Genomic DNA, 13,415 nt, shown 5'->3' on the forward strand with positions numbered 1-13,415 from the left:
CCTGTTTGCCCACCGACACCCCTAGGGGTCGCGATTAGGGGTTCCCCATCGGAAATGGCCCACCATAGCGTCTTCCACAAACATGCGGCAGCGTCAATTGACTCGTTCACCCCGAAGGGAATCAGAGATGGATTCACTGACCGAGGCAGTTCTCCGGGGAGCCTCCGCGGACGAACTGGAAAGCGCTCCGGTCCCGGCGGACTTCGTCGCCGCTCACATCCGGCAGGAGGACGTCGGCATCTTCGACGGGGAGGCCGACAGCGACGTCCGGCGATCGCTGCGGGTGGGCCGGGTGCCGATGCCCGAACTCGCCCCGGACGAGGTGCTGGTGGCCGTCATGGCCAGCTCCATCAACTACAACACGGTCTGGTCGGCGACGTTCAAGCCCGTGTCGACGTTCGGCGCGCTCAAGCGCTTCGCCAGGAGCGGCGGTCACGCGGCCCGGCACGACCAGCCGTACCAGGTCGTCGGCTCGGACGCGGCCGGTGTGATCGTGCGCGTCGGGGCCGGCGTCCGCCGCTGGAAGGTCGGCGACCACGTGGCCGTCAACGCGGCCGTCGTGGACGACCAGGATCCCGTCACGCACGCCGACGGCATGCTCGGCGCCGACCAGAAGGCGTGGGGGTACGAGACCAACTTCGGCGGCCTGGCGCACTACACCGTCGTACGGGCCAGCCAGCTGCTCGCCAAGCCGGGACATCTCACCTGGGAGGAGGCGGCCTGTGTGCCCCTGTGCGGCGGAACCGCCTACCGGATGCTGGTCAGTGACCGGGGCGCCCGCATCAAGCAGGGCGACATCGTCCTGATCTGGGGCGCGACCGGCGGTCTCGGCGCCTTCGCCGTCCAGTTGGTGAAGAACGGCGGGGGCATCCCGGTCGGTGTGGTCAACTCCGAGGCCAAGGCGAAACTGCTGGCGAAGCTCGGCTGCGACGTCGTGATCAACCGCGAGGAGATCGGCATCGGCGGCCGGGTGGCGGCCGGCGCCGACACGGTGGAGCTCGCCAAGCGGCTCGGCCGGGCCGTCCGGGCGGAGCTGGGCGAGGACCCGCATGTCGTGTTCGACCATGTCGGCCGGGCCACCTTCGGGATCTCGGTCATCGTGGCCCGGCGTGGCGGCACCGTCGTCACCTGCGGTTCGAGCACGGGCTACGAGCACTCCTTCGACAACCGCTACTTCTGGATGAACCTCAAGCGCATCGTGGGCAGCCACGGCATGAACCTGAACGAGGCCGCGGAGATGATGCGCCTGCTCAAGCTCGGCAGCGTCGCGCCCGTGCTGTCCGACGTGTACCCGCTTGCCGAGGTCGGCGAGGCGGCCCGCCTGGTGCAGACGAACGGCCACACCGGCAAGGTCGGCGTGCTCGCGCTGGCCCCCCGGCCCGGACTCGGCGTGACGGACCCCGGCACGCGCGCCGCGCTGGGCGAGGAGTGGCTCAATCCCCTGCGGACCGCACCGCAGCCCGCCCTCGCGGGATGAGCGACCCGGGGTGCCCGGAACCGCCGGGGCACTCCGTCCGCCGGAGCACGCCGTTCGCCGCGCCGAGCACGCCGTCCGTCCGAGCACGCCGTCCACCGGAACGGCAGGAGCGACAGGAACGGCAGGAACGGCAGAGAGGGGAGGAGCGGCAGTGAACGCCGCGAGCACCGCCGGCCGGTCAGGCCACCGCGAACGGCGCGCGCACCACCGTAGCCACCGTAGCCACCGCGGAAACGGCGCCCGCGCCGCACCCGCCCTGCGCGCCGCGCGCGCCCCGGGCCCCGAGCCGAACGCACCGACGAACCGCGCCGCAGCGAGGAGAGGACCGCCGCACATGACCGCCACCGCCCTTCACCCCCTGGCGACCGCACTGCCCACCCTGCCCGAGGTCCTGCGCCTGCGCAGTGCGACCCGGCCCGACGACATCGCCTACGTCTTCCTCCACAACGGCGAGTCGCCCCACCAGACGCTGACGTACCGGCAGCTCGACGAAGCCGCGCGGGCCCGGGCCGCCGAACTGGACGCGGCCGGGCTCCGGGGCGGCGCCGCCGTCCTGCTCCACCCGTCCGGTCTCGACTTCGTCTCCACCCTCCTCGCCTGCATGTACGCGGGCGTCGCCGGGGCGCCCGTCCAGGTACCGACCCGGCTGCGCGGGCTGACCCGGCTGCGGCGCATCGCCGATGACGCCGGGACGACGACCGTGCTCACGACGGCAGCCGTCAAACAAGACCTGGAGGAACGTTTCGGGGACACCCCGGAGCTGGCGGGGCTCACCCTGGTGGACACCGGATCGCCGCCCGCTCCGGCGGCCGGGGAGTGGACCGGGCCGGCGGTCGGTCCCGACGACATCGCCCTGCTCCAGTACACCTCGGGCTCCACCGGCGACCCCAAGGGGGTGCGGGTCACCCACGCCAACTTCCGCAGCAACGTGGCCGAGACGGACCTGCTGTGGCCCTGCCGCCCCGACAGCGCCGTGGTCAACTGGCTGCCCCTCTTCCACGACATGGGGATGCTGTTCGGAGTCGTCCTGCCGCTGTGGGCGGGGATCCCGGCGTATCTGATGGCCCCCGAGGCGTTCATCCGCCGGCCGGCCCGGTGGCTGGAGGCGATCTCCCGGTTCCGGGGCAGCCACACCGCCGCGCCGAGCTTCGCCTACGAGCTGTGCGTGCGGGACGCGGCCGACAACGGCGTCCCCGAGGGGCTCGACCTGTCCAGCCTGCGGGTGGCGGCCAACGGGGCCGAACCCGTGCGGTGGAACGCCGTGCGCGACTTCACCCGGACGTTCGCCGGGGCCGGTTTCCGCTCCCGGGCCATGTGCCCCGGCTACGGGCTGGCGGAGAACACCCTCAAGGTGACGGGAAGCCGGGAGGACCAGGATCCGACGCTGCTCCTGCTCGACGCCGAAGCCCTGCGCGAGGGCCGTGTCGAGCAGGTCCCGGACCGGGTGACGTCCCTGCCGTCGCCGCTGGGCGACCACCCGGCGGATCCGGCACCCGGTGCGGACACCGTCCACGCGGTCGGGTGCGGCACGACGGTGGGGGCGACCTCGGTGCGCATCACCGACCCCGGGACGCTGGCCGGGCTGCCGGACGACACGGTCGGCGAGATCTGGGTCAACGGCCCGTGCGTCGCCGACGGTTACCACGGACGGGCCGAGGAGAGCCTGCGCACCTTCGGGGCGCGTCTGACCGGTGAGGAGGACCGGGGCACCTGGCTGCGCACCGGGGACCTCGGCTTCGTCCACGCCGGCGAGCTCTTCGTCACCGGCCGGCTCAAGGACGTGATCATCCGCAAGGGCCGCAACTACTACCCGCAGGACATCGAGGTGTCGGCGGAGCGCGCCGACCCGGCGCTGCGCCCGAACTGCGCGGCGGCGTTCTCCGTGGACGACGGCACGGCCGAACGGCTGGTGGTGGTCGTCGAGGCCGACGGGCGTGCGCTGCGCGACGGCGGCGGCGAGGGCCTGCGCGGGCGCGTACGGGAGGCGGTACGGGACGGCCAGCGACTGGAGGCCGACGAGATCCTGGTGGTCCGCAGGGGGACGCTGCCGAAGACGTCGAGCGGCAAGGTACAGCGCCGTGAGACGCGCCGGCGCTATCTGGACGGCGAGTTCGCGACGCGTACGACGCGGGACTCCGGGGAGGCCCGGTGACCGGCGGCGGAACGACTCGACGCGCCCCGACGGGCACGGGCGGCGGAACGACGGGACGCGCTCCGACCAGCACGGGCGGCGGAACGACGGGGCACGGACCGGCGGGCACGAGCGGCGAACCCACCGGACGCGGACCGGCCGACACCAGCGGCGGGGGCGCGGCGGACGGTGTCGCGCGAGGGCTGCGCGCCCCCGTGGCCGTCCCCGGTTCCCGGATCCTCGGTGTCGGTGCCTACCGGCCCTCCCGGGTGGTGTCCAACGCGGAGGTGGCGGCGGCGATCGATTCGAGTGACGAGTGGATCCGGCGCAGGTCGGGCATCGCCACCCGGCGCTTCGCCGCTCCGGACGACACCGTCGTCGACATGGCCGTGGCCGCTTCGCTCAAGGCGCTGGCCCAGGCGGGCATCGCACCCGACGCGGTCGACACGGTGCTGCTCGCCTCCATGTCCCAGCTGACCCAGTCGCCGCCCGCCGCTCCCCGGGTCGCGCACCGGATCGGCGCCGGGTCTGCGGGCGCCCTGGACGTGGGTGCCGCCTGCGCGGGCTTCGTCCACGCCCTCGCGACGGCCGACTCCCTGATCCGGGCGGGCACCAGCCGGTATGTCGTGGTGGTGGGTTCGGAACGGATGACCGACATCGTGGACCCCACGGACCGCGGCACGGCCTTCCTATTCGGCGACGGGGCCGGCGCGGTGGTCGTCGGCCCGGCCGGCGAGCCGGGCATCGGGCCGGTGGTCTGGGGCTCCGAGGGCGACCGTCACGGGGCCATAGCCCATTCCGGGCCCTGGCCCGCGCCGGGGGCGTCGGTCACCGTGGCGCCCACCCTGCGCATGGACGGCCCCGCCGTGTTCCGGTGGGCGGTGAGCACGGTCCCGGTGGCGGGGCGCGCCGCCCTCGCCGCCGCCGGGGTGGACGCCGGCGACCTGGCCGCGTTCGTCCCGCACCAGGCCAACCTCCGCATCGTCGACGGGGCGGCTGCCGCGCTGCGGCTTCCGCCCCATGTGGTGGTGGCCCGTGACGTCGTCCACACGGCCAACACCTCCGCCGCGTCCGTCCCGCTCGCCCTGGAGGAGCTGATCGCCCGGGGCGCGGTGCCCCGGCGCGGTCTGGCGCTGCTGGTGGGCTTCGGCGCGGGCCTCAGCCACGCGGCGCAGGTGGTGGCCCTGCCGTGACGGACGGCCGTCGGGTCAGGTCAGGTCAAGCCCGGTTTCGGGCCAGGCCCGGTCCGAGGTCATGCCGTGTCAGGTCAGCCAGGGTCCGGTGACCGCCTGGACGGCCGAGCCGTCCAGGTCGGCCAGTTTGATCCCGGCGAGATCGCGTGCCGCGTCGGAGGTCTGCACCCGGAAGGGCGGCTGCTCGGCGGTGAGGACGCCGACGACCGCGGCCGCCGCGTCGACCGCGCTCTGCGCGTGCTCGAAGAGGCCCGCCGTGGTGGCGAAGTAGGCCTTGAAGGCGGCCTCGTAGGGGCCGGCGTTCTCGATCAGCCCCGGCACGGACGGCTCCAGACGGGTGACGAACTCGCTGGCCACCGGGCCCGGTTCGACCACGGAGACCCGCACTCCGGCGGTCGCGGCCACCGGGGCGAGGGACTCCAGGAAGCCCTCGAGGGCGAACTTGGCCGCGCAGTAGGCCTCGTTGAACGGCTGGCCGATCAGTCCGCCGAGGCTGGAGACGGTGACGAGGCGGCCGCCGACGGCGCGCAGGTGCGGCAGCGCCGCCTTCGTCACCTCCACGACTCCGAAGAAGTTGACCTCCAGGACGGACCGGAAGGCCTCGACACCGATCTGCTCGACGGTGCCGAGCTGCCCGACCCCGGCGTTGTTGATCACCGCGTCGAGACGTCCGTGGTCGGCGACCACGCGGGACACGGCCTCGCCGACGGACTCCGGGTCGGTCACGTCGAGGCGGGCGATCCGGACGCGGTCGCCGACGCCGGCCGCCTCGACGGCCGCGCGAAGGGCGTCGGCCCTGCCGGTGTCGCGGAGGGTGGCGACGACGTTCCAGCCGGCCTCGGCGGCCTGGACCGCGGTGGCCAGGCCGATGCCGGAGGACGTGCCGGTGATGAGGACAGTACGCAGGGAGGTCATGGGCGTCTCTTCCGGTGAGCACGGGCGCGTGGGCGGGATCCGGAACCGCGCGGGTCCCGTCGGCGGGCGGTACCGGACCTGCCGTTTCGCCCACCGTGCCATCACCCCCGGGGGCCGCCAACCCCTATTTCCCCCGGGCCCCTTCCCTACCTTGTGCGCGTTCGCGCCGACCCCTTGACAACGCGTCGTCCCATGCCCCCCGAAGCGGTTCGCGGCGCACGGGACACGCAGCGCGCGGACCGATCTCGCCCCACCTGTCCGACAGGGAACAACCGCCCCAAGTGATCTGAAACGCTTATCAGTTGATGCTAGCGTTGATCCATGAGACCGGTCTTCGACATCATCGCGCTGCGCAGTCTCGTCGCCGTCGCGGACGAGGGCGGATTCCGCAGGGCCGCCGAGTCCCTGACCCTCAGTCAGTCCGCGGTCAGCCAGCACGTGCGGCGGCTGGAGAAGACGCTGGGACGGCCGGTGGTGGAACGGGCCGGCCGCGCGACCCGGTTCACCGCGGCGGGCAAGCTCCTCCTCGACGAGGCCCGCTGGATCCTCAGCGTGCACGACGAGGCGGCGCGACGTCTCCTCGGGTCCGAACCGGCCACCGTCGTCATCGGCTCCGCCGAACACGCCGCGGACCAGTTCCTGCCCACGGTCACCGAGGCCGTCCACCGGACGCTGCCGCGTTCCCAGGTCAGGTTCCGCATCGACCGCTCCGCACGGCTCGTCGAGGCCGTCACCCGCAGGTCGGTGGATCTGGCGGTGTACGTGACCGAGGCGGTCGTCGTCGAGGGCATGCCGGTCGGCGGGCTGCCCCTGAAGTGGTACGCCGCGCCGGGGTGGGCGCCGCCGCCGGCGCCGGCCGCGCTGCCGCTGGCGGCGATCGAGGAGCCGTGCGCGGTCCGCCGCCAGGCCCTGGAGGTGCTCTCCGCCCACGACATCCCCGCGTCGGTGGTCTGCGACGCCGGTTATCTGGCCGGCGTGCTGGAAGCCGCCCGCGCCGGACTCGGCGTGGCCCTCCTGGCGGCCACCGGTCGCGGCTACGACGGCCTGGTGGAGTACACCGGCCTCCCGCGGCCGCCCGCCATCCGGATGAGCGCCCACGCCCGGCCGGGCGCCGACCCGACGATGGTCATGAACGCGGTCGAGGCGGTCCGCTCCCTCCTTGAAGAACTGGCCACCTCCCACCCCGCGGCGGTGCCGGACACGGCCGACGCACTCGACACACCGTGCGGTGATCTCTCCGACGACCAGTGGAAATCGGTGGAACCGTTGCTCCCGCTCGGAGAGCGCGGGCCCTATCCGGACGGTCTGCGCCGGCAGTTCGACGGGGTGATGTGGCGTTTCCGCACCGGCAGTCCGTGGCGGACCGTGCCCGAACGCTACGGGGCCTGGCAGACCGTGCACCACCGCTTCCGGCAGTGGGCGCTGGCCGGAACCTTCCAGACACTGTCGGGCACGGCCGGGACGACGGTGACGCACCCGCAGTGGCCGGCCGCCTTGAGGAAGGCCGCCGAGGAGGAGAGGAGGCTGCGCTCCCGGGACGGAGCGGGCCCGGACCTCCTCCCGGACGACGGACACCTGTGAACCGGGCGGACACGGCGCGGGTCGGCGTGACAGCTACAACGGCATGACACGCTCGCGCCGCGTCACAGGCGACCTCGGAGTCCGAGCAGTCGTTCGGCGTTGAGGTGACAGATCTTCGCCCGGTCGAGTTCGCTGATCGGCGCGTTGTCGATGAAGTGGACGGCCTCGGCGTTGCCTTCCATGGGGTAGTCGGTGGAGAACATGATCCGGTCGGCGCCCAGGGCGAGGAGGCTGCCCAGCAGCGGTGCCGGTGCGCACACACCACTCGTGGTGATCATGATGTTCTCGCGGATGTAGTCCGAGGGCCGCTCCTTGCCGAGTTTCCGGCCACGGTGGTCGAGGAACGCCCAGCGGCTGTCGAGACGCCAGAGCATGCTCGGCAGGCCCTCGCCCATGTGGCCGAGGACGAGCGTGGCGCCGGGGAACCGGTCGAAGACGCCGGAGAAGACGATGCGCAGGGCGTGGGTGGCGGTCTCCACGCCCCAGCTCCACATCGGCCCGATCAGTTCCTCGTGACCGCTCAGGTTGTGCCAGGTGTCGAAGGAGTTGGCCGGGTGCAGGTAGAGGGGGACGCCGAGGGCCTCGGCGCGTTCCCACAGCGGGAGGTACGTGTCCGCGTCCAGGTACTCGCCGTGGGTGTGGCCGTTGATGAGGGCGCCACGCAGTCCGAGCTGGGTGACCGCGCGGTCCAGTTCGGCGACCGCGGCGTCGGGGTCCTGGAGGGCGAGGGAGGCGAAACCCGAGAACCGGGTGGGGTGCTTGGCGACGATCTCGGCGAGGAAGTCGTTGCTGAGGGAGGCGTTGCGCACCGCCGTGGCGGTGTCCTTCTCCACCTGGACGCCGGGCGAGAGCAGCGAGAGGACCTCCACGTCGATGCCGTACTGGTCCATCTGGGGCAGGCGCACGTCGGTGAAGTCCAGCAGCCGCTTCAGCGACGTCTCCCACTGCGCGGGGTCGAACATGGCGGCGCCGGGGAGGCTGTAGTGCTTCATCGCGTCGGTGGTGAAGTGCTCTTCGAGGGCGATCTTGCGCATGGTGGGTCCTTTCGTCGGGCTCCGTTGCCCGAGCGGATCGCGGTGGTCGCCGGCCGGGTGCCTCGGGGGGCGGGCCGGGCGGGTCAGGCCCCCGAGTCGGGGCGGAGCGTGAGCGCGGGTGCGGCGTGCGGCCGGATGCGCGGATGGTCGGTGTGCCGGTGCGGGACGCAGAGGGCGGCCAGCGCGCCCAGGGCCCCGACAGCGGCGAAGACGTAGAAGTTCCGTTCCAGGCCCAGCCCGGACTCCAGGAGCCGGCCGCCGAGGGAGGGGCCGGCGATGGCGCCGAGCCTGCCGACGGACAGCGCCCAGCCCATCGCCGGCGTACGCAGATCGGCCGGCATGCGGTCGATGAGGTAGGCGTTGACGAGGGGCCTGGACGCCGAGCAGTCCGAGGCCGCACACCAGCAGGCACAGGTACAGCAGCCACATGGCCGGGCCCCGGCTGATCACCAGCAGCCCGGCGCCGCCCGCCAGGAAGGCACCCGCCACGACGCGGCGGGGACCGAGGCGGTCCCCTTCGGGAGGTGGTGTCGCCGACGTGGTGCTGGTGCCGAGGTCCCGCGCGGGGCGGGCGGCGGACCTGCGCTCCGGGGGCCGGGACGGCACGGCGGCCGCGCCCCGCCCCGGGCGTGCGCCTCAGAGGGCCGGGGCGGGGAAGGCGCGCACGGCCGAGCGGCGTGCCTCGTTGGAGACCACGGTGTTGCGCAGCCGGCCGAGGCGTTCCACCTCCACCTCCACGACGTCGCCCGGTGCCAGCAGCCACGGGGGCGTCCGGGCGTAGCCGACACCGGAGGGGGTTCCGGTGGCCAGCAGATCGCCGGGGCGCAGCGTGAACGTACGGGAGATGTGGGCGAGGGTGTCGCCGACGCCGTACACCATCTCGTCGGTGCGGCCGTCCTGCACGACCTCGCCGTTGACGCGGGTCACGACGCGCAGTCCGTCCCGCAGGTCACCCACTTCCGCCGCGGGGACCATGGGGCCGAGCGGGCCGGAGTTGTCGCCGTTCTTGCCGAGGATCCACTGGGAGGTGAGCTTCTGGGCCCGCCGCGAGGTGAGGTCGTTGAAGGTGGAGTAGCCGACGACGGCGGCCAGTGCCTCCTCGGCGGTGGCGTCCACGAGCGGGGCGCCGATCCACGCGACGACTTCGGCCTCCCAGTCCAGCCCGTCCTCGCCGGCCGGGACGGGGACCTCGGCGCCGTCGACGGTGAGCGACTGGGTCCAGCGGGCGAAGAGCGTCGGGTGCGGTGGCGGTTCCTGGTCGCGGAAGGTTCCCTCGGCGACGTGCTTGAGGTAGTTCAGGCCGACGCAGACGACCCGGGCGTCCGGCCGTACCGGAGGGACGAACGTCACCGACGACGCCGCGAGCGCGGGTCCCCCGCCACCGCGGGCGAGATGACCGGACGGGTCCGCCCAGAACTCCTCCAGCGGGGCCAGCACCGTGACCTCGCGTCCGTCGGGGGAGAGTTCGGCCACCTCCGCCCCGGTTCCCTGACGCCGGATACCCACTATGCGCATGCGCAGCTCCCAGTCCGGAGGAAACCCCAAAACCCTTTAAAGGTTCGGAGGTTTGTGCTTCGATGGCGACTATGCCTCAGGAACCAGCCGACGGACAAGACATGCGACCGCGGCGCTCGGCGCCGGGGGGCGCGGTGCTCTCCGGCCTCGGCGCCGCCTCCCCCGGGCGCACCCGCGCCGAGCAGCTGGCCGCCGCCCTAGACGACCGGATCAGGTCCCTCGGCCTGCGGGCCGGGGACGCCGTGGGGACGCTGGAGTCCCTGCGGGAGGAGACCGGCTACGCCTACTCCACGGTCAGCGAGGCGGTGCGGGTGCTGCGGGACCGCGGGGTCCTGGACATCCGTCCCGGGCGGGGCGGCGGACTCTTCGTCGCCGACCGCGGCCCGGTGGTGCGCCTGCGGCACACGCTGCTCGACGTCCAGGACGAGCCGGCCACCGTCGCCGACGCCATCGAACTGCGCGACCACCTGGAGGTGCTCGTCGACGTGGGCGCCGCGCGCTGCCGCACCGAGACGGACGTGGCCGAACTGCGCGAGCACGTGGAGCGGCTGCGTGCCGCACCGGACTGGGACACGTTCATGCGGGCCAACTGGGCCCTGCACGAACGCATCGCCCGCATCTGCCCCAACCGCATGGCCGCGGCCGTGTACGCGGGGACGCTGGGGCACCTCAGCTCCGCCTCGTCCCGGTTCGACGACGACCCCGAGGCGTCGGGACGTTACCGGGCCGAGCGGTGCCAGGTGCACGCGGACCTCGTCGAGGCCATCGCCGCGGGCGACGAAACCGCCGTACGAGCCGCCGTGGCCCGGCACAACACCACCACGTAGGCAGTCGGCCGGCCCACACCGGGTCCGATCACCACCGGACACCGCACACCGCACACCGCACGTCAGCCGGAGCCGAGCACCACCGCACACCGCACGTCAGCCGGAGCCGAGCACCACCGCACACCGCACGTCAGCCGGAGCCGAGCACCACCGCACACCGGCCGGAGCCGGAGCCGAGCACCACCGCACACCGGCCGGAGCCCAGCACCACCGCACATCAGCCTGAGCCCAGCGCCACCGCACATCAGCCTGAGCCGAGCACCACCGCATGAGAGGGACGCCTCATGTCATCCGCCGCATTCCGCAGGTACCTCTACCCCCCGGACCACCCGCGCATCGCCGATCTCAAGGGCGTGGACGCCTACACCTACCGTGAGCTCGCCCGGGCCGAGGGCACGTTCACGGGCGAGCTGATCCGCGGCTGGACACCGCTGTACCGCAACGACTTCGTGGGCGTCACCGAGGACGGCACCCCGCGCCCGGACGTCCATCCCCTCGTCCCGGCGAGCCCGGGTGAGGAAGCTCCCACCGCCGCCATGGTCGCCGCCGCGCGGGAGCTGCTGGGCGCGCTGGACGAGGAGGGCCGGGCCAGGATCTCCCATCCGGTGGACGCCGTGGAGTGGCAGACCTGGGCCAATCCCGAGTTCATGCAGTTCGACACCGGGCTGCGCCTGGAGTTCCAGCCGTCCGAGGTGCGCCGCGCGGCGCTCGCCCTCGTCGAGGCGTCCCTCAGCCCGGAAGGGTACGACGAGGTCCGCACGATGATGCGGATCAACGGCTTCCTCGGGGAGGTCGTCGGCCTGGAAGGCATCCTCAACGAGTTCAGCTACAACTTCGCCCTCTACGGCGAGCCCGACCCGCGCGGCGCGTGGGGCTGGCAGCTGTACGGCCACCACTGCGCCGTCAACTGCCTCGTCGTGGACGGACGCATGACGCTCGGGCCGGTCTTCCTCGGCGCGGAGCCCAACGAGATCGACGCCGGCCCGCACGCCGGGACCACCGCCTTCACCGAACGGATCACGCTCGGCCGGCAGGTCATGGCCGCCCTTCCCCCGCAGCAGCGGCGCGCCGCCACCGTCTACGCGCGCATGGTCGACCCGGCGATGCCCGAGGGCCGGGTGCACCCCGGCGACGAACGGCATCTCGCCGGCGCCTTCCAGGACAACCGGGTCATCCCCTTCGAGGGGGTACGGGTGCCCGACATGCCCCCTCGGGCGCGGGAGGCGGTCATGGCCGTCGTGGAGGAGTTCGTGCGACCCCTGCCGGCCGGTCCCCGCGCCGCCCGGCTCCGGGAGGTGCGCGCCCACCTGGACGAGACGTGGTTCTGCTGGATCGGCGGCCACGGCCCCGACGACGTGTTCTACTACCGCGTCCAGTCGCCGGTGATCATCGCCGAACTCGACCACCACTGCGGCGTGTTCCTCGACTACGACTCCCCCCAGCCGTTCCACGTCCACACCGTGCTGCGGACGCCGCACGGCAACGACTACGGCCGGGCCTGGGTCCGGCAGTGGCAGCGGGGAGGGCACCGGTGACCGGGACACGGGCGGCGGCCGCGACGGCACGGCACGAGGTGGCCAACGTCCTGCACACCTACACCGAGGCCGCGGACCGCAAGGACGTCGACGCCGCGGTACGCGTGCTGGGCGGGGCGCGTGTCCGGTTCCCCTCGGACGGCTTCGACACCCCCGCCGACGCCGAGGCGTTCTTCAGCCGGCTGTGGGACTTCCCCGGCGGTCACCGGCACGACGTCTCGAACCTCGTGGTGCTGCCAAACCAGGACGCCACGGGAACCTGGGAGGCGCGGGCCCATTACACGAGGTGGCTGCTGGATCCGTCGCCCAGGGTGCACACGCTCGGCGCGTACACCCTGCTCGTCTCGGAGACGGACTGGACGGTGCGTTCCCTGACCGTCACCCGGACGTGGACGGAGGACGGCGGGTGACGGACATCGGCCGGGCGACCACCGTGCTCGACGCGATCGCGGAGAGCCGGTGGCCGCTCACCCTGACGGACCTGGCCACCCGGACCGGGATCCCCCGCTCGGCGGTGCACCGGGCGATCCAGGCGCTGGAGCACGAGCTGTACGTCGTGGCCGCGCCGGAGCGCCCCGGCTACATCCTGGGCCCCGGTCTGCTGAAGTTCGGCATGAACGCGCATCTGGGGCTGCTGGCCGCCAACCGCACCCAACTGGCCGCGGTGGCCCGTGAGGTGGGTGAGAACGTCGAACTGGCCGTCTTCAGCGGACGGGAGGTGGTGGTCGTCGACCAGATCGCGTCCCCGGAACGCCTCAGGGGCGTCACCCAGGTCGGCAAGAGCTTCTCCCTGCACGCCAGTTGCATCGGGATGGCCCTGCTCGCGCAGCTTCCCGACACCCGGGTGGTCCAGGTCCTCCCCGAGCGGCTGAAGCGGTTCACCGACCGCACGGTGACCGACCGCGACGCCGTGCTGGACGCCCTGGCCGCGGTGCGCCGGTCGGGCGTGGCGGTCGACCTGGAGGAGCACGACGTGGGGATCTGCGCCCTCGCCACGGGCATGACCGGTCCCACCGGAGCCCTCCAGGCCGTCGCCGTCGTCATGCCCACCCATCGGTTCCGGGCCAAGGCCCCGCTGGCCGTGGAGAGTCTGAGGCGGCTCAATCCGCTCGTGGACACCCGCCTCGCCCTGCGGCAGTGCAAGGTGACCTGATCCCGGGACGCCCCGCGTGGGTCGGCCGTACGGCGGATGAGGCTGGGGGTGCGC

11 protein-coding genes and 1 pseudogene are annotated in these 13,415 nt (G+C 73.1%); 8 read left to right on the top strand and 4 right to left on the bottom strand.

Annotated features, from left to right (window positions below; genetic code table 11):
* Window positions 1-127: 127 nt before the first annotated feature.
* The 3 genes from ccrA to ACFV9M_RS15025 all read left to right on the top strand — a co-directional run bounded on the left by ccrA (window position 128) and on the right by ACFV9M_RS15025 (window position 4,801).
* Window positions 128-1,477, top strand: a complete 1,350-nt coding sequence (ccrA, locus tag ACFV9M_RS15015) for a crotonyl-CoA carboxylase/reductase (protein WP_385069531.1) — start codon at window positions 128-130, stop codon at window positions 1,475-1,477.
* Between the two features lie 334 nt (window positions 1,478-1,811).
* Window positions 1,812-3,629 carry a fatty acyl-AMP ligase gene (locus ACFV9M_RS15020; protein ID WP_385069529.1) on the top strand — a complete coding sequence of 606 codons (1,818 nt, stop codon included), beginning with the start codon at window positions 1,812-1,814 and terminating at the stop codon, window positions 3,627-3,629.
* A gap of 182 nt (window positions 3,630-3,811) precedes the next feature.
* Window positions 3,812-4,801, top strand: a complete 990-nt coding sequence (locus ACFV9M_RS15025; RefSeq protein ID WP_385102448.1) for a beta-ketoacyl-ACP synthase III — start codon at window positions 3,812-3,814, stop codon at window positions 4,799-4,801.
* A gap of 69 nt (window positions 4,802-4,870) precedes the next feature.
* Here ACFV9M_RS15025 and ACFV9M_RS15030 read toward each other — a convergent pair whose 3' ends face one another.
* Complete coding sequence (locus ACFV9M_RS15030) at window positions 4,871-5,716, bottom strand: SDR family NAD(P)-dependent oxidoreductase (RefSeq protein WP_385069526.1); 846 nt, start codon at window positions 5,714-5,716, stop codon at window positions 4,871-4,873.
* A 321-nt stretch (window positions 5,717-6,037) separates the two neighbouring features.
* Between ACFV9M_RS15030 and ACFV9M_RS15035 the strand changes: the two genes are divergently transcribed.
* Window positions 6,038-7,297 carry a transposase gene (locus ACFV9M_RS15035; RefSeq protein WP_385069525.1) on the top strand — a complete coding sequence of 420 codons (1,260 nt, stop codon included), beginning with the start codon at window positions 6,038-6,040 and terminating at the stop codon, window positions 7,295-7,297.
* Window positions 7,298-7,359: 62 nt separating this feature from the next.
* On the opposite strand, the gene ACFV9M_RS15040 is transcribed toward ACFV9M_RS15035, so the two are convergent.
* The 3 genes and pseudogenes from ACFV9M_RS15040 to ACFV9M_RS15050 form a co-directional block, all read right to left on the bottom strand.
* The gene (locus tag ACFV9M_RS15040) at window positions 7,360-8,331 is read right to left on the bottom strand and encodes an amidohydrolase family protein (RefSeq protein WP_385069523.1); all 972 of its coding nucleotides are present in this window, start codon (window positions 8,329-8,331) and stop codon (window positions 7,360-7,362) included.
* 83 nt (window positions 8,332-8,414) lie between these two features.
* A pseudogene (locus tag ACFV9M_RS15045) lies at window positions 8,415-8,702 on the bottom strand (MFS transporter); the annotation flags it as partial.
* A 265-nt stretch (window positions 8,703-8,967) separates the two neighbouring features.
* Complete coding sequence (locus tag ACFV9M_RS15050; RefSeq protein WP_385069521.1) at window positions 8,968-9,846, bottom strand: fumarylacetoacetate hydrolase family protein; 879 nt, start codon at window positions 9,844-9,846, stop codon at window positions 8,968-8,970.
* 101 nt (window positions 9,847-9,947) lie between these two features.
* On the opposite strand from ACFV9M_RS15050, the gene ACFV9M_RS15055 reads away from it, so the two are divergent.
* The 4 genes from ACFV9M_RS15055 to ACFV9M_RS15070 all read left to right on the top strand — a co-directional run bounded on the left by ACFV9M_RS15055 (window position 9,948) and on the right by ACFV9M_RS15070 (window position 13,361).
* A complete protein-coding gene (locus ACFV9M_RS15055) occupies window positions 9,948-10,673 on the top strand; it encodes a FadR/GntR family transcriptional regulator (RefSeq protein WP_385069519.1) in 726 nt (241 codons plus the stop codon).
* Between the two features lie 284 nt (window positions 10,674-10,957).
* Window positions 10,958-12,208: a DUF3500 domain-containing protein gene (locus ACFV9M_RS15060; protein WP_385069518.1), complete on the top strand. Its 1,251-nt coding sequence runs from the start codon at window positions 10,958-10,960 to the stop codon at window positions 12,206-12,208.
* Window positions 12,205-12,618, top strand: coding sequence for a nuclear transport factor 2 family protein (locus ACFV9M_RS15065; protein WP_385069516.1), 414 nt, complete (start codon window positions 12,205-12,207; stop codon window positions 12,616-12,618). Before ACFV9M_RS15060 ends, ACFV9M_RS15065 begins: the two co-directional genes overlap by 4 nt.
* Window positions 12,615-13,361, top strand: coding sequence for an IclR family transcriptional regulator (locus ACFV9M_RS15070; protein ID WP_385069514.1), 747 nt, complete (start codon window positions 12,615-12,617; stop codon window positions 13,359-13,361). The genes ACFV9M_RS15065 and ACFV9M_RS15070 overlap by 4 nt, the downstream gene beginning before the upstream one ends.
* Window positions 13,362-13,415 lie beyond the last annotated feature (54 nt).

The sequence above is a fragment of the Streptomyces sp. NPDC059895 genome (genome assembly GCF_042731035.1).
GTDB lineage: Bacteria > Actinomycetota > Actinomycetes > Streptomycetales > Streptomycetaceae > Streptomyces.